At 51.3% G+C, this 22,642-nt stretch carries 17 protein-coding genes; 16 read left to right on the forward strand and 1 reads right to left on the reverse strand.

What is annotated here, in order from left to right; all coding sequences use genetic code 11:
* The first annotated feature begins 195 nt into the window (after positions 1–195).
* From ACR64Q_RS07810 to ACR64Q_RS07820, 3 genes are all read left to right on the forward strand, one after another.
* Complete coding sequence (locus ACR64Q_RS07810; RefSeq protein WP_313734189.1) at positions 196–411, forward strand: addiction module protein; 216 nt, start codon at positions 196–198, stop codon at positions 409–411.
* The gene (locus ACR64Q_RS07815) at positions 408–701 is read left to right on the forward strand and encodes a type II toxin-antitoxin system RelE/ParE family toxin (RefSeq protein ID WP_483823301.1); all 294 of its coding nucleotides are present in this window, start codon (positions 408–410) and stop codon (positions 699–701) included. The genes ACR64Q_RS07810 and ACR64Q_RS07815 overlap by 4 nt, the downstream gene beginning before the upstream one ends.
* A gap of 254 nt (positions 702–955) precedes the next feature.
* Positions 956–1,993 (forward strand): hypothetical protein, encoded by a 1,038-nt coding sequence (locus tag ACR64Q_RS07820; protein WP_313734191.1) that lies wholly within the window; start codon positions 956–958, stop codon positions 1,991–1,993.
* A gap of 147 nt (positions 1,994–2,140) precedes the next feature.
* Here ACR64Q_RS07820 and ACR64Q_RS07825 read toward each other — a convergent pair whose 3' ends face one another.
* Positions 2,141–3,502 carry a transposase gene (locus tag ACR64Q_RS07825; RefSeq protein WP_313733591.1) on the reverse strand — a complete coding sequence of 454 codons (1,362 nt, stop codon included), beginning with the start codon at positions 3,500–3,502 and terminating at the stop codon, positions 2,141–2,143.
* A gap of 329 nt (positions 3,503–3,831) precedes the next feature.
* Between ACR64Q_RS07825 and ACR64Q_RS07830 the strand changes: the two genes are divergently transcribed.
* From ACR64Q_RS07830 to ACR64Q_RS07890, 13 genes are all read left to right on the forward strand, one after another.
* Entirely contained in the window at positions 3,832–4,176 is a 345-nt protein-coding gene (locus ACR64Q_RS07830) for a nucleotidyltransferase family protein (protein ID WP_020482017.1), read from the forward strand.
* Positions 4,173–4,577 carry a HEPN domain-containing protein gene (locus tag ACR64Q_RS07835; RefSeq protein ID WP_020482016.1) on the forward strand — a complete coding sequence of 135 codons (405 nt, stop codon included), beginning with the start codon at positions 4,173–4,175 and terminating at the stop codon, positions 4,575–4,577. The genes ACR64Q_RS07830 and ACR64Q_RS07835 overlap by 4 nt, the downstream gene beginning before the upstream one ends.
* A 72-nt stretch (positions 4,578–4,649) precedes the next feature.
* Positions 4,650–8,543 carry an ATP-dependent RNA helicase HrpA gene (gene hrpA / locus ACR64Q_RS07840; RefSeq protein ID WP_313734193.1) on the forward strand — a complete coding sequence of 1,298 codons (3,894 nt, stop codon included), beginning with the start codon at positions 4,650–4,652 and terminating at the stop codon, positions 8,541–8,543.
* A gap of 42 nt (positions 8,544–8,585) precedes the next feature.
* Positions 8,586–9,293 (forward strand): rhomboid family intramembrane serine protease, encoded by a 708-nt coding sequence (locus ACR64Q_RS07845; RefSeq protein WP_026604499.1) that lies wholly within the window; start codon positions 8,586–8,588, stop codon positions 9,291–9,293.
* 154 nt (positions 9,294–9,447) lie between these two features.
* Complete coding sequence (locus ACR64Q_RS07850; protein WP_020482013.1) at positions 9,448–9,771, forward strand: hypothetical protein; 324 nt, start codon at positions 9,448–9,450, stop codon at positions 9,769–9,771.
* Between the two features lie 1,029 nt (positions 9,772–10,800).
* Positions 10,801–11,778 (forward strand): cysteine synthase A, encoded by a 978-nt coding sequence (cysK, locus tag ACR64Q_RS07855; RefSeq protein WP_313734194.1) that lies wholly within the window; start codon positions 10,801–10,803, stop codon positions 11,776–11,778.
* Between the two features lie 842 nt (positions 11,779–12,620).
* Entirely contained in the window at positions 12,621–13,877 is a 1,257-nt protein-coding gene (locus ACR64Q_RS07860) for a glycosyltransferase family protein (RefSeq protein ID WP_313734195.1), read from the forward strand.
* A 66-nt stretch (positions 13,878–13,943) separates the two neighbouring features.
* Positions 13,944–15,299 carry a glycosyltransferase gene (locus ACR64Q_RS07865; RefSeq protein ID WP_313734196.1) on the forward strand — a complete coding sequence of 452 codons (1,356 nt, stop codon included), beginning with the start codon at positions 13,944–13,946 and terminating at the stop codon, positions 15,297–15,299.
* Positions 15,274–17,271, forward strand: coding sequence for an alginate lyase family protein (locus ACR64Q_RS07870; protein WP_313734197.1), 1,998 nt, complete (start codon positions 15,274–15,276; stop codon positions 17,269–17,271). The genes ACR64Q_RS07865 and ACR64Q_RS07870 overlap by 26 nt, the downstream gene beginning before the upstream one ends.
* Positions 17,268–19,391 (forward strand): alginate lyase family protein, encoded by a 2,124-nt coding sequence (locus ACR64Q_RS07875; RefSeq protein ID WP_313734199.1) that lies wholly within the window; start codon positions 17,268–17,270, stop codon positions 19,389–19,391. Before ACR64Q_RS07870 ends, ACR64Q_RS07875 begins: the two co-directional genes overlap by 4 nt.
* On the forward strand, positions 19,388–20,722 hold the full coding sequence (locus ACR64Q_RS07880; protein WP_313734200.1) for an aminoglycoside phosphotransferase family protein: 1,335 nt from the start codon (positions 19,388–19,390) through the stop codon (positions 20,720–20,722). Before ACR64Q_RS07875 ends, ACR64Q_RS07880 begins: the two co-directional genes overlap by 4 nt.
* Complete coding sequence (locus ACR64Q_RS07885; RefSeq protein ID WP_313734202.1) at positions 20,709–21,353, forward strand: histidine phosphatase family protein; 645 nt, start codon at positions 20,709–20,711, stop codon at positions 21,351–21,353. Before ACR64Q_RS07880 ends, ACR64Q_RS07885 begins: the two co-directional genes overlap by 14 nt.
* Positions 21,350–22,633, forward strand: coding sequence for an aminoglycoside phosphotransferase family protein (locus ACR64Q_RS07890; protein WP_313734204.1), 1,284 nt, complete (start codon positions 21,350–21,352; stop codon positions 22,631–22,633). The genes ACR64Q_RS07885 and ACR64Q_RS07890 overlap by 4 nt, the downstream gene beginning before the upstream one ends.
* Positions 22,634–22,642: the final 9 nt, after the last annotated feature.

The following is a 22,642-nucleotide window of genomic DNA, read 5'->3' on the forward strand; positions in this document are numbered from 1 at the left end:
GGAAACTCAATCTTGGAAGCGATTGCTTCCCGGCAAATAAAGAAAGCTAGAGCTTTCGAGCCTCAGTTACCAAGCTGGAGCTTGGTAACCAGTCGCCCAAGCGATAAAGGTTGGAACGTGGGAACGATAATTCTTGGCTTTCAACGCTGTTTCGGGCTAGTATCGATCCGGCTATTCCGATACGAGAGCACCGTTATGATCAGCGCCGAACTGCGTCAACTACCTGCAACCGAAAAACTCAAGCTTATCGAAGCCCTGTGGGACGATTTGCTCGATAACGAAAACGACGTCCCGGCGATACCTTGGCATAAGGAGGAATTACAACGCACAGAAGCCGCTTATGCAGCAGGGGATGTCGATGCGGTCGATTGGCAGCAAGCCAAAAAGGCATTACGCTCGCGGTTCGAATGAAAATTCGGATTTTACGCACTGCCATGGATGATTTGTCGGCAGGACGCTTGTTTTACGATAGGCAGCAAGAAGGCGTAGGTGATTATTTTTTCGATAGTCTGTTCGCCGAAATTGATTCATTAGCTTTGTATGCCGGGGTTCATAGCCTGCATTTTGGATTCCATCGGCTTTTGGCAAAGCGGTTTCCCTACGCCATTTATTACAAAGTGATCGACGATCAAGCCCTTGTGTTTCGAATTCTGGATTGTAGGCGAAATCCAAAGCGGCTTCGGCGGGAGATGGGGCGTTAATCGGTTCAGGTTTTGCTTTAAGCAATAGCCGCCGCATTTCACTTGTATTCAAGCTCCAGCTTGAATACCTAAATCTTGGAAGCTCTTGCTTCCTGTCAAATAAAGAAAACTAGAGCTTTCAGGGTTCAGCTGCGAAGCTGGAGCTTGGTAACCAGTGTAAAAGCAGCGGCAGTCGGCCACAACCAGACAATCAATTTATTATTCTGCGAATTATTAATAGTTGAGAGTCAATATCTGTAATTTGAGGGTAATCATTGAAAAAGCAAAAAAGAAATCCTGAAAAGTTTGAGTTTTTCAATCAATTCTCAGCTAAACATAAACTTGATGATCCACTCGCCTTGCACGATTTCCTCGAAACAATTCGGCGGTCACTCGAAAGCACCAAAAATAACGATACATTAATTTATGGAAAGAGAACAGAGCTTCTTTTTGCGTATATTGTTCGTGCATTAGGGAGCGTCTTGCTGTTAAAGCAAGAGGACACTGGAGATATTTACAGCGTAAATGAAGTAATTGCGCCAGACTTCAGGTTAATATTAAAAGATTCCAGTCAATTACTGGTGGAGGTTAAAAACTTCCACCAGAAAAAATCTAATGAAAAGTTTTCTATTAAAAAGGAGTATTACAATAAATTAGAAAAATATGCCCAATTAAATAATGTGGGGCTTAAGCTGGCAATTTATTTTTCAAGTTGGAATCAATGGGTAATGCTTTCAATTGATGCGTTCGAGGAGCAGGGTGATTCTTTTACTATCGATTTACCAACAGCTTTGATCATGTCGGAAATGTCCATAATTGGAGATATGATGTTAGGCACTACCCCTGATTTAGAAATACATTTTCTTACTAATGAAGAAGAGGCCAACGAAATCGACCATGATGGTCAAGCCAATTTTATTTTTCGAGATTTAAAGATTTATTGTGGTGGCAAAGAGATTGTAGATGAATGTGAGAAGGGGATGGCATTCCAATTAATTCAATTTGGCACTTGGATTGAAAAAGAAAGCGTACCTGTTTTAAAAGATAAAAAACTTATAGCGATCAAATTAACTTTTTCTCCTGAAGATCATACGGCCGAGAATTTTTCTATAATTGGATCACTAAGCTCGATAATATCAAAGATGAACCGTGAATATACTGTTAAGGATGGCAAGGTAACTTCGGTAGATATTGATATTCCCAGTTTTATTTTTACTGTATTTCTAAATGAGAGCTATAAAACGCAATATCTGCCTTTATGGCGATTTGTCATTCAGCGAAATTCAAACTATAAAACTCAAAATAGATCGTAGATTGAATGTCTGCAATGGGTCGATTCTGTTGAAAAAGTCGGTTTTTTGAGTGTGAGTCGGAAGGGTGTTGATTGATTGCCTTGGTTTTTCAGAAGCCGTTAGGTGAGTTTTTCGCTTTCTGGCGCGTAAATACGGCTTATATTGCCGTTATGCGGGTATCAATTGGGTTACTGGTTCATTGATGGCCAACCTCTTTGCCATTCGCCTTAGATTTTGGGCCGTCGCCGCCAATAGAAACTCATCTTTGGCATTACTGAAGCCTCGTAACCGCAGCTTATCCATTTTCAAGATGCGTTTGAGATGGGCAAACAGCATTTCCACCTTCTTGCGCTCCTTGCGTGACTGCTTATAAGCATCGGTTTTGGTAATGGCACGAGCGACATCACGAGCCGATTCGTGGGGGCTTCGATCGATTTGACGATTTGCCATGTTAGGACAGCACTGCGCTTTGAGCGAACAGGCTTGGCAATCCAATTGGCTGGCGCGATAGCGATAAGGGTTTTTCTGTTTGCTGCGCCAAGCGATTTTCAGAGGCTTACCCGCAGGGCAGATATACCGATTATTCTCCGCGTCATAAGTAAAGTCAGAGCGACTGAAGGTGCCATCGCTGCGTTCTGACTTATCGAATACGGGTACATGTGGTGCTATATCTTTTTCATCGACTAACCATCCGAGCATGGCAGCTGAACCATAATTGGTATCGCCCACCAAACGTTCGGGCTTCAGACCAAACGTCTCTTCTACCCGATCAATCATGGTCCGAGTCGCCTCCACTTCGGCGGCTTTATTGACCGCTGAGGCTTCTACGTCGAGGATGATGCCGGCTTCCAAGTCGATCAAGTAATTGGTTGAATAGGCAAAGAATGCAGGGCCACCGGGTGCGGCCGTCCAGGTAGCCGCCGGATCAGTCAGTGAAAGCGTCCGGGTGGACTCTTTGGGGTCATTGGTTTCTTCTACTGCCGCGAGATATTCACGGACCGGACGTTCTGCTTGAGCGGGATCGCCCCAGTCAATGTCGTCACCATTTTCTACTCGACGTTGCCGTTGGGCATCGGCTTTGATGATGCTCGCGTCGGTGGCAAAACCCTCGCCACGCACCAGGCCTTCTGCCATGCATCGTTTCAGGACCGTTTCAAACACTAGCCGAAAAGCCTGGCTTTCCCGAAAACGGCCCAGGCGGTTCTTGGAAAAGGTGGAATGATCCGGCACAGGATCGTCTAAATCCAGTTTGCAAAACCAACGATAAGCCAAGTTGACATGCACTTCTTCACAGAGACGGCGTTCGGACCGAATGCCAAAACAATAACCGAGGATTAGCATCCGGATCATCAGTTCGGGAGCAATCGATGGTCGGCCGATAGGACTGTAAAACTCCGCCAATTGCTGACGAAAATCACCCAAGTCAAGAAAATGGTTAATGCCTCGCAGCAGATGATCTTTGGGAATGTGGTTTTCGAGACTGAAACAGAAAAACAACTGCTCCTGAATCCCTGATTGTTGTCCCATCATGGCGTCACCTCATGATTGAGTGGCTGTTAGCTGTATTTTACTACTTTAGGAACCCTATATCAGGGGACTTTTTCAACAGAATCGGTCGGTTGCTACAATTTGCTACTTCCAAAAGCCGTCATTCGCTATTTGAATGCCGGACGTTGGCCAAAGGATAGGCGCGTAGCGGAGCTGCGCTAGGTGTGATCTAGCTTGTTGATTTTACCGGACCTTGGCAGCGAGTCTACGTTAGGGTGGGTATATAGCCAACATTAAGCAAAAATTCCGCTTCGCAATGAGTCGGCTAATAGTAAGATACGGCTTGGTTTTCCAGCGCATTACCTTTACCTATGCCCCCACGTCCAATCGACCCTAACACCCTAGCGGCTGCGCGGCTATTTACCAGTCGAACGGCTGGCCGCTTCCGTTTAGTCGGAGCGTTACTGTTCGGCAGCCGGGCGCGTGGGGATTATCAGGCGCAAAGCGACACCGACGTGGCGGTATTATTATCCGGTGCGCCCGGTCCGTTCTTGGAAACCAAACTGGCTTTGGCGGACATAGCTTACGATGTATTGCTGGAAACCGGGGTGTTGATCCAGCCCTTGCCTATCTGGCAATCCGAATGGGATTGCCCGGAAAGCTCTGCGCATCCGCGCTTATTGGAAAATGTTAAACGCGACGGTGTGCCGTTATGAATGCCTGGGAATGGTTGCAAAAAGCCGAACGGGCGTTAGCATCGGCGCGCTTGCTGCTGGCCGATGGCGATAGTGAGGGTGCTTGCAACCGGGCGTATTATGCGATGTTCGAATCCGCGCAAGCGGCTTTGTCGGTCAGTGGCCGAATGATTCCCGCCGAGGCTTGTCGCACGCATAACGGCCTGATCACGCTGTTCAGTTTGCATTTGGTTAAGCCGGGCTTGATAGCGGTAGAACTTGGACGGTCACTGAATCGTGTCCAAGAAATTCGTTTGTTGGCCGATTACACTGGCGATGCGATTGATCTCAAACAAGCTGCGGATGCCGTCGCCCAAGCCGAGTGCTTTGTGAGCGGTATGCAAGACTATGTGGCAAAACTTGACGGCCCGGAGCCAGGTTAATTCTCGCAAGTCAAATGTAAACCAGCCCCCTCTGCCCTTATAATGCCGGGCTTTTACCAGATTCTCCGCCCCATGTCCGTCCAAGACACCCTGAAACAACTCGCCAAAAATCTCCAAAACTGCATGGGCACTGACCGCCACGGTTTGAAGCGGCAACTGGACCGCTTGCGTAGCGAGGTGAGTAAGGGCAAGGATGTGGCAGGGCACATACAGCAACTGGCGGATAAGATCGAGCGTTCGGTCGGGCGCTGCAACCAGCGCCGCGCTTCGGTGCCTGTGATCAACTATCCGGATTTGCCGGTCAGCGGCAAAAAGGACGAGATTGCCGAGCTGATCAAAAACCATCAGGTCACTATCGTCTGCGGCGAAACCGGTTCCGGCAAGACTACCCAGTTGCCGAAGATTTGCCTGGAGATTGGTCGCGGCTTGACCGGTTTGATCGGTCACACCCAACCGCGCCGGATAGCCGCCCGCACCGTTGCCGACCGGATTGCCGAGGAGCTGGGCCAACCTATTGGCCAGGCAGTCGGTTACAAGGTGCGCTTTCACGACCAAACCCACCCTAATTCGCTAGTCAAACTTATGACCGACGGCATCTTGCTGGCCGAGTCGCAGAACGATCCTTTCTTAAATCAATACGACACCATCATCATCGACGAGGCGCACGAGCGCAGTCTGAATATCGATTTTTTAATGGGTTATCTGCGCTGGCTGTTGCCGAAACGCCCGGATTTAAAAGTGGTGATAACCTCCGCGACTATCGACCCGGAGCGTTTTGCCAAACATTTTAATAATGCGCCTATTGTGAATGTCTCCGGCCGCACCTATCCGGTGGATGTGCGCTACCGTCCCATCGAGTTAATCGAGGAAGACGACGAAACTTCCGCTGATTTGCAGCAAGCCATTCTGGATGCGGTGGACGAGTTGTATCGGGATATGCGCGGCGACATTCTGATTTTCTTGAGCGGCGAGCACGAGATTCGCGAGACCACCGAGTCCTTGCGCAAGTCGCACAATAATGCCCGCTACGAGGTGTTGCCGCTGTATTCCAAGCTTAGCGTCAGTGAGCAGGAGCGGGTGTTCAAACCCAGCGGCAACAAGCCGCGCATCGTGCTGGCGACCAACGTGGCCGAAACCTCGTTGACCGTGCCGGGCATCCGCTGCGTGATCGATTCCGGCCATGCCCGCATCAGCCGTTACAGTCATAAAAGCAAGATTCAGCGTTTGCCTATCGAGCGTATCTCCCAAGCCAGCGCCAACCAAAGGGCAGGGCGCTGCGGCCGGGTGGCCGAGGGTATTTGTATCAGGTTGTATTCGAAAGAAGACTATCTGGCTCGGCCGGAATTTACCGAGCCGGAAATCTTGCGCACCAATTTGTCGTCGGTGATCTTGCAGATGGCGGCCTTGAAGCTGGGCGACATCGAAGACTTTCCGTTCGTCGAGCCGCCCGACGACAAAATGATCCGCGACGGTAAGAATGCGCTGTTTGAAGTGCATGCGCTGGACAAGGCCGGCCAGTTGACCGATACGGGTCGGCAGTTGGCGAAGATCCCCACTGATCCCAAGCTGGCGCGGATGTTGTTGGCGGCGGCTGAGTTGGGCTCGTTGCATGAGGTTGCGATTATTGTGTCGGCATTAAGCATTCAGGATCCGCGTGATAAACCCGCCGATAAAATGCCGCAGGCGGAAGCGAAGCATGCGCAGTTCAAGGCCGAGGATTCCGATTTTTTGAGTTTGCTGAATCTGTGGAATGCCTTTGAAGAACAGAAGAAGCATCTGACCAACAGCAAGCTGCGCAAGTATTGCCAGGACAATTTCTTGTCCTATATCCGCATGCGTGAGTGGCATGACATCCACACCCAGATCATGCAGGTGGCGCGTGGCGATTTGGGCTTGAAGACCAGTGGCAATCCGGCCAATTACGAACAGATTCATATGGCGTTGTTGCCGGGTTTGTTATCGAATATCGGTTTTAGACACGAGCAATACGAATATCTTGGCGCGCGCGGTTTGAAATTTTTCATCTTTCCGGGTTCCGGCCAGCACAAGGCCAAGCCGAAATGGATCATGGCCGCCGAACAAGTCGAAACCAGCAAGGTCTATGCACGGACTGTCGCCAAGATCGAGCCGGAATGGATAGAAGCCTGCGCCCAGCACTTGGTCAAACGCAATCATTACGACCCGCATTGGGAGAAAAATGCCGGCCGTAGCGGCGTTTACGAGCGCACCCTGTTGTACGGTTTGACCTTGCAAGCCAAGCGCAAAGTGCCTTACGAAAACGTCGATCCCAAAGCCGCGCGGGAAATGTTTATCCGCCACGCGCTGGTCAATCACGATTATCACAGCAATGCGCCGTTCTTTAAGGCCAACGAGGCCTTGCTGGAAGAGGTGGGCTACATTCAGCACAAGGGCCGCCGGGTCGATTTGGTGGAAGACGAGGAATGGCTGTATCAGTTTTACGATAAAAAGCTGCCGGCTGAGGTAGTTAGCGGCATTACCCTCGATCAGTGGCGCAAGCAAGTCGAACGCGATAATCCCAAGATTTTGTTTCTGACCAAAGAAGACCTGACCCGCAGCGACGATAATCAGATTAACGATTGGGATTTTCCGGACAGCAAAAAGATTGGCGATTTAACGATTGAACTGCATTATCGCTTTGAGCCGGGGCACGACGAGGATGGGGTGACGGCCATCGTGCCGGTGCATCAGCTCAATCAAATCCGCCAAGCGCCGTTCGATTGGCTGGTGCCGGGCATGCTGGAAGAAAAAGTCACGGCCTTGATCAAGTCATTGCCCAAACATCTGCGTAAGCATTTCGTGCCGGTGCCGAACACCGCCAAGGCCTGTCTGGAAATCGAACCGGATTTTAAAGGCTCGTTGTTCGAGTGGTTGAGTGGCCGTTTGCGTAAACTGACTGGCGAATCGATACCGCTTAACGAATGGCAGCCAGATACTTTGCCGGATCATTTGAAAATGAATTTCCGGATTGTCGATGATCATGGCCGGGCCTTGGGTTATGGTCGCAATTTGATCAAGCTGCAAGCCGAGCATGCAACCACAGCCGGTGACAGTTTCGATAAATTGGCGCAAGAGGAAATGAACCACACCGGCTGTATCGCCTGGGCATTTGACGACTTGCCGGAGACTTGGCAGTTTATGCAAAAAGGCCAGACCTTCATTGGCTTTCCGGCGATTGTCGATGAAGGCGACACGGTGGGCGTCAAAATACTCGACACTCAGTACAAGGCCGATCTGGCGCATTTCGACGGTTTGACCAAGTTGTTTCAATTGCAATGCCGCAAGGATGCGCAGTATTTGTTAAAAAACAGTGGCGTCCAGGCTACTTTGCAGTTGGCCTACAACCAACTGCCCAAGCACCCTTTATTGCCAGCACGGCTGGGCGGCGATTTTAAGGAAGACCTACTATTCTTAATCTTTAATAGTGTGTTCGTCGCCGATAACACAATTCGCAGTCAACAGCAGTTCGACGCGGCGCTGGCGGCTAAAAAAGCTATGCTGGTCACGGTTGGGAATCAGCTGGGCAAGCATGTCACGGAAATCATGGCAAACTATCAAGCGGTGAGACAGCGGTTGAAACAACCCGGCGTCAGCCCGAGTTTGCGAGAAGACTTGGAAAAACAGCTGAGTTTAATGCTGTTTAGCGGTTTCTTGCGGTATACGCCGCTGGCGCAGATACAAGCGATTCCGCGTTATTTAAAAGCTATAGAGTGTCGTTTGGATAAGCAAAAGCCGGATTCGGCGGATATCCAAGGTCTGCACAGACTGTCGCAACGTTTTTGGCAACATGTCGAGAAGCAAATGAAGACGTTGGTGCCTATGCCCGAGCGTGAACCCTTCCGCTGGAGTTTGGAGGAATTGCGTGTGTCCTTGTTTGCGCAGCAACTGAAAACGGCTTACCCGGTTTCGGTACAGCGGCTGGAGAAGACTTGGAACGAAAAATTTTAATTAGCCTCTGAGTTATGTGCCCACTACTTTAGGAAGCCTAAGATGATACCCATTCGAGATTCGATACCTTGTAACATCAAGCCTTATGTGACTTGGGGCATCATGGCTATTTGCATAGCAGTGTACGTGGCGATGCTGTTTATGCCCGATGAAATGGGGCAGCACTTTGTCTACATGTACGGGATGGTGCCGATTCGGTATTCCAATCCTGATTGGGCTTATAGTTTCGGCTTGCCGCCGGATTATTACCTGTCTTTTTTTACCAATATGTTCCTGCACGGCGGTTTCGGCCATTTGCTGATGAACATGGTGTTTTTATGGATATTTGCGGACAACATCGAAGACTTGATGGGACATAAACGTTTTGTGGTGTTTTATGTGTTATGCGGGCTGTTGGCAACTTATGCGCAGTGGTATTTTTACCCAAAGATGGCGGTGCCGGTGGTGGGTGCATCGGGAGCCATTGCCGGGGTGTTGGGAGCGTATTTCTTCCGTTTCCCGCAAGCTACTGTGGTGATACTGGTGCCCATCCTGTTTTATCCGCTGTTTTTCCATGTGCCGGCGATAGCTTTTCTTGGGTTTTGGGTGATCATTCAAATCGGAGATGTGTTTACGGCAACTTTTTTAGATAACGTCGCGGTGGATTCGGCCTGGTGGGCACATCTCGGAGGTTTCGTTGCCGGAGCGTTGTTACATCCGTTTTTTATCGAAAAGAAACCCCCGGAATATCAATTCCAGTCGGATGAATAGGCGCCCAAGCCGCGGTTAAACGGCAAAAAAGCAAGAAACGGTAGGGCTTTTATTTTATAATGCCGCTAGTTGGCTAACGGCTGAAAAGGTAACGAAAATCAAGGCCGTTGCCTGTGTTTGCAAAAGATTCTTCATTCATTCGAGACAAATAAACATGAAAAACCTTAATGTCGCATTGGTAAGACTGCTGCAGTTTGTGGTGTTCGCGCTGTTCACATTCATTGTGTTGTTGTACTTCGGTACTTTGATTTTGTTACCACTGGATATCGTGGTGCTGATTACTAAAATGCTGCATTTGATAGGTATAGGTACATTGTTCGGTGCGATTGTTGCTGTGCCAGTGGTCGCTTACATGGGTAAAATCGTCTACAGCACTCCAGGTCTCATTCAGATGATTGTTGAGAACGGCATCGATTTAGCCAACACCGGCAAACAGCGGGTTGAGGCGTTTAACAAAATTGCTGAAGCTGTTAAATAGACTGCTGAAGGCAATCGTAAAAAAGGGGCTTGCTAGCCCCTTTTTTGTGTCTGCCTGTTTGGCAAACGTCAATTAGTTTTCCCAAATATTATCTTAACTGGGTGTGAGCGGTCCGGCGGCTTGAAAAATGGATTTTGGCCCGGTAAATTCCCTTATAGCCGGCCAGACACCGGGCGTTTATAGGCTGTCGAAATTTTTTACAGCTGCCTTTTTGCAAGCAAACAAACTGGTTCAGTTGATTTTTTCGATTTCACTATATTAGCCGCTCAAACTCTGCAAATTGGCATGGTAAGTGGCTGTGGTACCCGCAAATCGGATGGTTAGCATAAATTGCTAAGTCGAGAAAATTTACACCTCACCGTTCGGTTTTCGCTTGGTTTAGTCTGCGGCTATTAAAAGTCTTTTAAGTACATAAGCTTGTGTTCTGTGTGTATGTTTTTTGCTTATATTTTAACGTAAATAAATTTGTTAAATAATCATGTAAGTATGTGTAAAGCAAGGGGAAGATTATGGACGCAAAGAAATTAGACACATCGACTAAAAGCAGAAATGACGAGCACTGCGACCATCCGTCCTTGGCCAAAGAATATGTCTCCGGCGTACCTACCGGAAACTTCGTTTGTGCACAATGCGGTCGTCATCTGACTTCAATTATCAGAACATCCAAAAAGTAAACTCTGCCGATTTCGCGCATGCCTTCACCGGTGTGCGCTTTCAGGCTCTATTCTCAAACCTTCAATCACAACTTCAGGTAACGCAACGCTTGGGCTACCGATGCTTGCCTACTGCTTGTGTTTACTGTCTTTGAATTATGACCGGCTATCCCTGGGATGCGCGATAGGTCTGGCTGCTGGTTGCAAAAATCTTCAAACAGGCGCAATCTTGGAACTGTGGTACTACGGCTATCCCGAGCGTGTGCAGCACGTTTTTCTGATTTAGCTGTGTGAGCTTAATTCAACCCCATAAACAGCCAGTGTAGGTCAATGCGCACTGGCTTTTTTTCGACTATCCATTTTGAAGGAAAACGTTATGGCATATTGGTATCCCGACAATTCGCAGTCTATCGGCAAAACACCGCTGGTCAGGCTTAACCGCATTACTGACGGCGCTCAAGTCACCCTATTGGCTAAAGTCGAAGGGCGTAACCCCGGATATTCGGTGAAATGCCGCATCGGCGCGGCGATGATTAACGACGCGCAGCAGCGCGGCCTGCTTGGGCCCGGCAAGGAATTGATCGAGCCAACCAGCGGCAATACGGGCATTGCACTGGCGTTTGTCGCAGCAGCCCGCGGCATCCCACTAACGTTAACTATGCCCGACACCATGAGTATCGAGCGCCGCAAATTGCTGGTGGCCTATGGTGCCAAACTGGTATTGACTGAGGGTGCAAAAGGCATGAAAGGCGCTATAGCCAAGGCGGAAGAGATCGTCGCTTCCGATCCGGAGCGCTACGTACTGTTGCAGCAGTTTAAAAACCCCGCCAACCCGCAAATCCACGAACAGACCACCGGGCCGGAAATTTGGCATGATAGTGACGGCGCGGTCGATATATTTGTTTCCGGTGTCGGCACTGGCGGCACCATTACCGGCGTGTCTCGCTATATCAAACTCACGCAGTGCAAACCCATCGTTTCCATAGCGGTTGAGCCGGAAGCCAGTCCGGTGCTAAGTCAGTATCGTAGCGGTCAAGATATACAGCCGGGGCCGCATAAAATCCAGGGCATAGGCGCCGGATTTGTGCCCGACGTATTGGATTTATCCATGGTCGACGCCATCGAGCAAGTCAGTAATGACGAAGCGATTGCGTATGCGCGGCGTTTGGCGCGAGAAGAAGGCTTGTTATCCGGCATTTCCTGCGGTGCGGCAGTCGCAGTGGCGGTGCGGGTGGCAAAACGGCCGGAAAATGTCGGTAAGACCATTGTGGTCGTGCTTCCCGACTCCGGCGAACGCTATTTGAGCTCTGCCTTATTCGAAGGCTTGTTCGATGCGCAGGGTGTGGCGGTCTGAGTTTGTGCTCGTCCGATGGGGATAGCGGCTCGGGTTTCAGGCCTTTCCAAGAAGCCCGGCAAGCTTTGCGCTATCCCCCTTTGTCATTCAAAAAGCAAACTTATCTACTTCATTCGTTTCGACGGTTGGCAATTGCCTGATCACCAGCGATCCCTGTAGTCATATCTGGGCATGGGCCGCTGCGGATAGCCGTAATAGTCTAGCGGCGGCCGCGCAAAATAGCGCGGCGGTGGGGGCGGGTAATAGCCCATTCTCGCCGGATTATGCATTCCAAAATAAGGCCGGTGATCATGCCAGTCATGGTGATGATGCCGCCTATGGTGTCCATGTCCCCAGTCATCGCCATGCGCAAAAGCTGTCCCGGAACATAACACGCCAATTATCAATATAAGCCTGAACATATATCCTCCTTTGTTGGATTGTTTCAGTCGCGGCGGATTGTTCTCCTATTTGCTTAAAAACCTCTTAATTCCCTTGCGCCATCTGGAAGCAAAGCAGAACAGATCGAATACCAATCCCTCATCCCGTAAACCGTTGGCGAAAAATTGCCGAAGCGGTTCAAAACCCCGGTTTCCTTAAACCTCAATCTATTTCGAGCGTGTGTAAGACCTGCTGCATGGGAACCCCATCAATGCGGCCTGTGGGCAAGCCCGATAACATCGCCACATTAAAGTTTGATGAAAATGACGATTTGAATGAACCTTGCTTGTTTGCCCGGGAATAGACGCTGCACGTAACCACGGTTTTGTCTGGTTACCGAAATTGAACCGGGCGCCAGATCATCCACACTGGAAACTGCTTGCGCCCGCATAGTGAACGATGCAGCAAAAGGAATCCGGGCCATGACGCTTATCAACCAATCTAAAAGAATCATTGTGTATTCTCACGATACCTTCGGTCTGGGTAACATTCGCCGGATGTTGGCAATTTCTAAATCCCTGGTGGATGCCGACCCGAACGTCTCGGTACTAATTCTGTCCGGCTCGCCCATGCTGCATGCCTTCCGTATCCCAGATCGTATCGATTACATCAAATTGCCTTGTTTGTCTCGCAACGTCAAAGGCGACTACTCGGTGAAATTCCTGGATATGGAATACGAACAATTGCTCAAGCTGCGCAGCAACATCATCCTTAGCGCGGTGCTGGATTTCGATCCTGATTTGATTTTAGTGGACAAAAAGCCCTATGGCGTCAGCGACGAATTGGGTGCCGCTCTGCATCTCATGCAACGTCGTGGTCACCGCGCCAAACTGGTCTTGCTGTTGCGTGACATCCTCGATAGTCCGGAAAGCACGATTCCGGTCTGGAAGAAAAACGGCTATCACGACGCCATCCAGTCGCATTACGACAAGGTATTGGTAGTCGGTTCTCCTGACATTTACGACATGCGCAAGGAATACGAATTTCCCGACGCCAGCCACGAGAAAGTCGACTTCTGCGGCTACATAGCCCGCGAACGCAGCGACAAAAAAGCCGGTGAGATTCGCGAGCAAATCGGTTGCACCAAGGAGCGTCTGGTGCTGGTCACCGCCGGCGGTGGCGAAGACGGCTACCAATTGCTGCACAGTTATCTGGAAGGCTTGAGTCGTCAGGATCTGGGCGACAACACCATGACCTTGATGATATGCGGCCCGGAAATGTCGGAAAGCCGCCGCCATCAGCTTGAAGTTTTGGCTCGCAGTTGCCGGAATGTGGTAATCCAGGAGTTTAACACCGACATGATGGCCTGTATGGAAGCAGCCGATTTAGTGGTCAGCATGGGCGGTTACAACTCGACCTGCGAACTATTAACTCTACGCAAGCGCGCGATTCTGGTGCCGCGCGTCAAACCTTCCCAGGAACAATGGATACGTGCGGAACGCCTGGCGCTGCAAGGTTTGGTTCGCGCCATTCACCCCAACCAACTGACCTCAAAATTACTGATGGACACGGTCCGTGAAGAGTTGGGCCGTACCAACGTTCATCATAGCCGCTTGTATCAAATCGACATGGGTGGTTTGCCGCGTATTAGCGAATCGATCAGCGATTTACTGTATGGCAGTGCGGAAAAACCGCAAGCGCAGATCAGAGCTTCGAGCCGTAGCGTCGCAGTCGACTAACCCCTTCACCCTCGAGATAACTCCTTCGGCCTGTGTAAGGCCGACTGAACAATTTTGGATTTTATAATGCAAAACCATGGCAGCCGGGCGCAAGTCGCTTACATACTCAAAGGCTTTCCGCGCACCTCGGAAACCTTTATCACCAATGAAATCCATTTGTTGGAAACCCTCGGCCTCGAACTGTCGATTTTTTCGATCAAGCAACTCGAGGGCCAAAAGCATCACGCAGTGGTCGATGCCATCCGCGCGCCGGTGACGTATCTGCCGCAAGCCAGTGATCTGACCGGACACAGCTTTTTGGCTTGGCTGAGCGAAAACTTGCCCAAATTCGCGCGAAGCCACGGTCGGCTGTTCATAAAGCGCCCGGTGGCCTACCTTGGTGGGTTGCTGGAATGTTTGGGCATGAGTCTCAAGTACCGGTCTGGCTGGCTGGACTGGCCGCGCACGGTATTCATCAAGGAATTTCTGCAAGCCGGCATTATCGCAGAATCGGTGTTACAGAATCCGGCCATTCGCCATCTACATGCGCACTTCTGCCACGGCGCCACAACAGTGGCGATGTTCGCCAGCCGGATCAGCGGCTTGCCATTCAGTTTTACCGCTCATGCCAAGGATATTTATTTGCGCGAACTGAATCCCGGCGACTTGCTGCAAATCAAAATGCGCCGCGCAAAATTCGCGGTGACCTGTACCGGCGCCAATCAGGAACATCTGGATGCCTGTAAGGGGAGCAATATCGATGTGCATCGGATTTATCATGGCCTGGATACTGATTTGTTTGTGCCGGAGCCGCGCGAACAAGCTTTATCTGAGCAAATCCCTACGATTTTATCGGTCGGTCGATTGGTCGAAAAAAAGGGCTTCGACTATTTGGTGAGAGCCTGCGCGATTCTGCGCGATCGCGGCGTCAGATTTAACTGCCGCATCGTCGGCGGCGCGGACAAATACGCGCAAGTTATTCAACAACTCGTCGCCGATTTGGATTTACAAGACATCGTTAGCCTGCCCGGTGCGGTAACGCAGGAAGAATTACGCGGCATTTATCAGCAAGGCAGCGTGTTCGCTCTACCTTGTCTGGTCGTAGATAACGGCGATCGCGACGGCATTCCCAATGTCTTGGTGGAAGCAATGGCGATGGAAATGCCGGTTATCTCGACCGATATTTCCGGCATCCCGGAATTGATTCAGGACCAAGTCAACGGCTTGTTGGTGCCGGAAAAAAATTCCGAAGCGATGGCTGATGCTATCCAAAGCTTATTAGAGGATCAGGCTTTGCGTTTACGTCTTGGTCAAGCCGCCCGCCAAACCGTCTGTCGGGACTTTAATTCCCGCCACACCACAGTGGCATTAAAAAACCTGTTCGACGCCTGCCTGCAAGGGCAAACGGTGGAAACCCATGTCTGCTGTGCTGAACACTCTTAAGTCCGATTCGCGCCTGCTGGCGCTGGCTGCGCCATACTGCGATATGACGCCGGCGGAGTTGTTGGCGTATTTTCATGGTCGCAGGCAGATCCGCTATTTTTCGGTGATCGATGAAGAGCAAAATACCCTGGAAAAACTGGACGGCATTTTGTGCAACCGCTTTGAATTCAATCACGAGCCTTACCAGCTTTCTGACGAATTCGACTGGCTGGAAAACCCCAGTTCCGATATCGAATGGCTGATTTTGCTGCATAAATTTTATTACGCAGTCGGCTTGGGTAGGCAATTCCAGCAGACTGGCGACACCCGCTACCGCGATAAATGGCAGGCCCTAATCAGCAGCTGGATCGATAACGTACCTGTAGATTTTCTGTCCAGTGATGTTACCGGCCGGCGCGTACAAAACTGGGTTTTTGCTTACCGCTATTTTGTCCTGGAGGCCGCGGAACCAGCCATCGATGCCGAGTTTAATCTGGATTTTTTGGCTTCGCTGCAACAGCAAGTGGCTTATTTGTGTAACAACCTGACCCCGGCTCGCAATCATCGTACATTGGAGCTTTACGCGATTTTTCTGGCGGCCGTCGTGTTCCCGGAATTTCGCGGTGCTGAAGATTGGCTGAGTTTTTCGATTGCCGAATTACAGTGCAACCTGCAAACCGACTTGCTGGCCGACGGCGTGCATTGCGAACTCTCGACCGATTACCACCATATTGTCTTACGCAATTTCCTGGGCATTCGCCGTTTGGCGATGTTGAACAACGTCGCGCTGCCGGCCGATATGGACACGGCGATCAAAAAAGCCTTGAGCTTTTGCTTGCATGCGCACAAACCCGACGGGTTTATCCCGGCCATCAGCGACGGCGACAGCGCCAATTTTCTGGATTTGCTGCGGCAAGGCCATGAGTTGTATCAGGATCCGGCGATGCTTTATGTCGCCACGGCCGGTCAACAAGGCCAAGCGCCAACAGAATGTTCGAAAACCTTTGCCGCCAGCGGCTACAGCATCTTGCGCAGCGGCTGGGGCGAGCAATCCGAAGTGTATCAAGATGAGCGCTATCTGTTTTTCGATTGCGCGCCTTTAGGTGCAGGCAATCATGGTCATCTGGATTTACTGAATATCGAAGTGGCGGCTTACGGCCGCTCTTTGATCGTCGATCCGGGCCGTTACACCTACGACGAATCCGGCGACACCAACTGGCGGGTGTTGTTTCGCGGTACCGGCTATCACAACACCGTACAGGTGGATGGCAAAAACCAGACCCTTTATGCCCCGCATATTCGCAAATACAAGATTCAAGGCCCGGAACCGGCGCGCGAATTCAAGTGCTCTCTGCACCGGCCGGGTTTTGACTATCTGCATGGCATCGCGGCCAGTCATGAGTATCCGGTGATTCACGAGCGCAAAATCCTGTTTATCGCCGGCGAATATTGGCTGGTCTGCGATTTACTGCGCGCCGAGCAAAGCCATGATTATGAACTACGTTTTCATTTGGATGCGTTGGCCGAACATCGCACCAAAACGTGCGTCAATTCAGCGGGTTTGCGGGTTGACTCACCGAATCTGGTCATCCTGCAAGCGCCGCAACCAGATTCAAAAGTGGTACTGGAGCCCGGCTTTGTATCATCCAGCTATGGCAGTAAATACCCCGCACCGGTCGTCAATTTTTCCGCACATGCCACCAGTTATTGTTTTTTGACCGTGCTGTATCCGTATCAATCGACGCCTCCACAGCTTACGCTGGAACCATTACCGGTAAGCCAAAACGGTCAAGCGGTCGGTAGCACTATCGCCAGTGCCTTGCGGATTCATAACCAACAAGCCCAAAGGGAATACTACGATGAGCTATTCCTGGCGCATCGCGCGGGCGCCGGTTATGAGTTTGCCGATCTAAACACTGAAAGTGCGTTTTTATTCCGTCGCCAGGATACACAGGGGCGGATCTTAGCTTGGCATAGCGCGGATAAGTCATGAAACCCAGTTATCCCTTCATGGAGTCGTCTGCACCATTGGACGCGCCAAGCGAAACGTCGATTTCCATGCAGTACTTGCTGGTGACACCATTTGCTGCGCTCACTCCTGCTGAGTTACTGGCACATTTTCGCCAGCGCGCCGTGGATAACTATTTTCCCTTGCCAGCCGGAAAAGCCAAACATGTTGCCAGCGCAGCGCCGATTCTCGATAACGAATTTACCCTGAATAACGAAACTCATCGCTTGGGTAATGAGTTTGCTTGGCTGCATAACCCCAGCCCCGATCTGGAATGGCTGATTCTGCTGCACAAGTTTTATTATTCTCGCGATCTGGCGCTGGCTTACGACTATAGCGGCGACGAGCGTTATGCCGACAAATGGGTGGTATTGGTCAGTTCCTGGATTGAACAAGTGCCGGACGGTTTTTTGAATAGCCAGGTGACCGGCCGCCGTTTGCAGCAATGGCTGCTGGCTTATCACTATTTTGTGCCAGGTCGGAACTGCTCGGCTGTGAGCGCCGAATTTTTGCTGATGTTTTTGGCTTCGATTCAGTCGCAAGCAGTGTTCCTCAGCAACCATTTAACGCCGGCAGGCAACCACCGCACTATCGAATTGTCGGCGATTTTCACGGTGGCGGTTTTGTTTCCCGAACTCAGTGCCTCGGCGGAGTTACTGGCGTTTGCCCAACGCGAATTGCTGGACAATTTACGCCAGGATTTTCTGGCGGACGGCGTGCAAAAGGAACTATCTACCGACTACCACCACACGGTATTGAAGAACTTTCTGCGAGTCCGGGAACTGGCCGAATTAAACAGGCTGACACTGCCTGCGGAATTCGATGCTGTGATTCGCCAAGCGCTGGAGTTTTCTCTTTATGCCCACAAGCCGGACGGTTGGCTGCCGGCCATCAATGACGGCGATATCAACAGTTATCTGGGCTTACTGCGCAAAGCGGAACCTTACTATCCTAGCGACGCACTCAGCTATGTACTTAGCCAGGGAAAAGTTGGTAAGCCGCCAGGCCATCGTTCGCGTCTATTCGCCGACAGCGGCTACTGTATTCTGCGTAGCGACTGGACGGAGCAGCCTTATGCGGACGGGCGTTATCTGTTTTTCGACTGCGGCCAGTTGGGTTTTGGCAGCCACGGCCATTACGACTTATTAAATTTTGAAATGGCCGCTTTCGGCCGCTCTTTAATTGTCGACCCAGGGCGTTACACCTATCACGAACATCAAAGCGACGGCATCAATTGGCGACATGCCTTCAAAGGCACTGCGGCGCACAATACAGTCATGGTGGACGGTAAGGATCAGATGGTCTACCAATGTCATGAGCCGGTCGGCCCGCAACCAATAGCTTCGGTATTAAGCTTTGAGTCCAACCAGGGTTTTGATTTTGTGCACGGTCGTGCTCTCAGTCCGCTCTACGAGGTGGATCACCAGCGCAGCATGTTCTTTGCCGAAACCGAATATTGGATTGTCAGCGATGTGTTGCTCGCCACCGACGCGCATCGTTACGAACAATTTTTCCATTTAGGACCGGAAGCGCAGGGCCAAACCGAATTACAAGGCCAGGGCATTCGTGCACCAAATCTGTTGATCGCCCAAGCCAGGCGCGCCGAGATTGAAATAACTATAAAACCCGGCTGGGTGTCGCCGGAATATGGCGTAAAGCAGCCAGCGCCTGTCGTGAGCTTTAGCCAGGAAAGTTCAGGTAGCGGCTGGTTTCAAACCGTCCTTTATCCCTATAAAGACAGCGCTCCGATTTTGCACGTGGAGACTATACCAGTAACCAGTCTTGGGCAATCCGTGCCCGCCACGCAGGCTTTGGCGCTGAGTATCATCATTCAAGCAAAGACCACGTGTTACCACGATTACTTTTTCGTCGCCAATCAGTCCTGTTTATCGGAATACCGCTTTGCCGATGTGACTTGCCGGGCACAAGTCGTGTTCATTCGCCGGGATGCCGAAGGCGGCATCCATAGCGTGAGGGCTTATGCGGCGGAATGGCTGGAAATTGCTGGACGCACATTACTGGATAGCATCGGCAATCCGGTTTGCCTGAATTACGCCAAGGGCCAGCTGCACATCGACGCTATCAATGGGAGCTTGCCAGCATGAACCAAGACCCACATTTCCCGCAAATGGCCGACGCGCTGAATCCGGCCGTGATGGGACCACTACTGGCCTGGTTGCTGGATATGCCCGGCATTAAAACCGGTCATCTTGAATGTGGCATTGGCGAAAAACGCCATAAGCCGGGTAAGAGTCTGGTGATCGGCTATCGGCTTGATAGCCGACCCGGTCTAAGCACCCAAGCGCAGTATGTCACCGGCTGCCTATGTTCGCCGGACTCGGCGAGCCGGGAATTTGAATGGGAACGCAGCAAACGGCCGGATCTGGCGGCAAGGGCGCTAACGGTTTTGCACGAGCCGGCGATGCTGGTTTGGGCATTCCCTTATGATCGAAAGCTGATTCATTTGCCAGCCCTGTTAGATCAGGCGTTTATCCAAACCTGGCTTGGTGCGCATGATTTAGCCGGGTACGAGCGGGTCCAGGCTGTCGAATCCGAAGTTTTGCATTATCTGGCTGAGCGTTCCTGCATGATCCGCTACCGTGTGTCGTTGGTCGGATCAGATGACCACCGCTTGCTGTATGCGAAGAATTACGCCGACGATAGCGGCCGCGACGTGTTCGCGGTGATGCGGCAATTGAGCAGCCAATTCGCCTGGGGCGCCAAAGCTCTGGCCTACGACGCCGAAACCCGCACGCTCTGGCAGTCGCATATCCCCGGATCGACATTGTGCTGGGCCGATTTGCAAACTGCCGAGGGCTTGGCATTAGCCGGATATATCGGCCAGTGCGTAGCGGCATTTCATGCCTGCGAAATCGACACCTCAAAACGTTTCAGCCAAAGCGATGTTTCCGAAGGCCTCCTGGCAACCGTTAGGCTCGCCGAACAATCCCGCCTGGAAACCGCAAAACTTATCGAACGATTGGTAGACGGCTTGTTGGCGCAAGCACCTAATCTCCCGGAATCGGCCCTGACGACGATTCACCACGATCTGAAACTGAATAACTTTTTAGTAAATGGCGACAATCTGGGGTTGATCGACATGGATTGCGTCTGCCTGGGCGACCCGATAGTCGATTTGGCTAGTCTGATCGCCAATTTTTATCTGCACGGCCTGCGCGAAGGCGACGCTATCGAGCAGGTACACCTGCTAGTGAATCAACTGGTTAGTACTTACCGGACGCATAGCGTCCTTGCTATTTCATTGTCTGCCTTGCGTTGGCAAGTGGCGGCGGCGCTGATTCACGAAGTCACTCGCCGCAGCTTGCGGCAAATGGATGAGTTACGTATCGCGCACATAGAAAGTTATTTAGGGCTTGCCGCTAGTTACCTGGCGCGCAGTCAACAGCCAACAGGGGGCAACGATGCACTCGTTTGATCGGCCCTTACGCATATATTTAGCCAGGCACGGCCAAAGCGAGCTGAATCTTCAAAAACGCATCTCCGGCCAGGCCGACGCTAGTCTGTCGGCCAAAGGTCTGGAGCAAGCCCAGGCGTTGGCTGATGTATTGAAACAGGAAACCTTGAGTGCGATTTATAGTAGCAGCCTGACCCGCGCGATACAGACAGCCAGTCCCACGGCCACCAAGCACAGATTATCCATTCAGAAGTTGGACGACTTGCGGGAAATTGGTTTAGGCATTTTAGAAGGTCGCCATGTCGATAAGCGCGACCCCGAAGCCAGCCGGCTATGGGCCGCACGAGCGTCTGACAAACAAGGCTTTAGCGTACCGGGCTCCGAAGCCTATTTGGCTTTTACGGCTCGGGTTCTGGGCTGTTTGGATTCGCTCCTGAGCAATAGTCGCGGGGCGATTCTGCTCGTTGGTCATCGCAACACCAACGAAGTGATACTGGCCCGTTTGTTGGCTAACGACTTTGCCGGCGCAGCCGAGATCAATGTCAAAAACAAATACCTGTATGCCATCGACTTGGCGGCCCGGCCCGAAGTCATGACCATTCGTTTGGGCGGCGAACATCACGGCCAACATTATCCGGGGCTGCGCACATGAGCAATCCACTGGATCAGTTTGCGCCTTTGCTGGATGCGGAATTGATGGCCTCGGCGCTGCAAAGGCATTTGCCCGAATGCCTGGCCGGCGACTGGCAGGTGACGGGCTGTGAAATTCAACATCCGCGTTACAAAACTTATCGGCTTGCTGAAAACCTTGAGCGTTCGTTTTTGGCACTGGTCTACCACTTGCGTGGCCGGCAATTGCCATCATCCATTGCCGATCAGCGTATCTTTTACGCCCGGGCCTACTTAGGCCAGCGCAGCCATCAGGCATTTGCCCAAGCCCAAGCCAGCGGTGAAAATGCGATTCATCTGGCGGAACTGGGCATGGTCGGCTGGCGCTTTCCGAACGATCCGGCTATGCCCTGGTTGGCGCGACTGATGGATAGCGGGCAGATTCCCGAGTTGGGTCAACCGCTATTGTCGGCTATCGAAATCGTCAATTACCGGCCGGAAATCCGTTGCACGGCGCGATACCGATTCGCTGCCTGCGAAGCTCAATCGGCGCGGGTGGTTTACGGTAAAACTTACGCCGATGAGCGTGGGCGGACGGTTTACGACAATCTGCATGTACTGCAAAAGCAATCCCAGTCAGACGCATCCTTTATCATGCCTGCAGCCTTGGCGTATACCGCCGACCACCATACTTTATGGTTGGAAGGCTTGCATGGCCAAGCTTTGGCGGAGCTGGATTTCGTCGCCGGTGTTGCAGACAAAATCCCGGCAATAGCCAATGCACTTGTCGCATTTCACCAACTCACGCCACCGTCGCTGCCCGTAGTTACCTCGCAGCAACAGCTGCAAGAATGGCACAAGAAAGCGGATAAATTGAGCCACGCCTATCCCGCCATCCAGTCGGCGCTGACTTCGTTACTTGCCGAATTGCGCCAAAATCGCCCGGTGTTTGAAATACTGGGTTTGATTCACGGCGACTTTCATATCGATCAATTGCTGGTTTTGCCGAACGGCAGTTTAGCGCTCTTCGATTATGACGAATTAGCCCTTGGCGACCCGTTGCAGGATTTGGCTAATTTCGCGGCGGATTTATACAACTATCCCTATTCCATTACTGCGATAGACCGACTGGTCCAGCAGCTGTTTGCCGCCTATGCGTCTTTCTACCGAAGTCAAATCGATTCACAGCGTTTTGCCTGGCACCTGCGCGGGCAATTACTGACCCGCGCTTACCGCGCCTTCATCCAGCAAAAATCGGCAACCCAGCAACGGGTTGCCGATTTTATTGCCCTGGCTTTGCGTCCCTGGCCGCTGGCCGGCTGAATTCATCAG

This window comes from Methylomonas sp. 2F7, assembly GCF_057126975.1.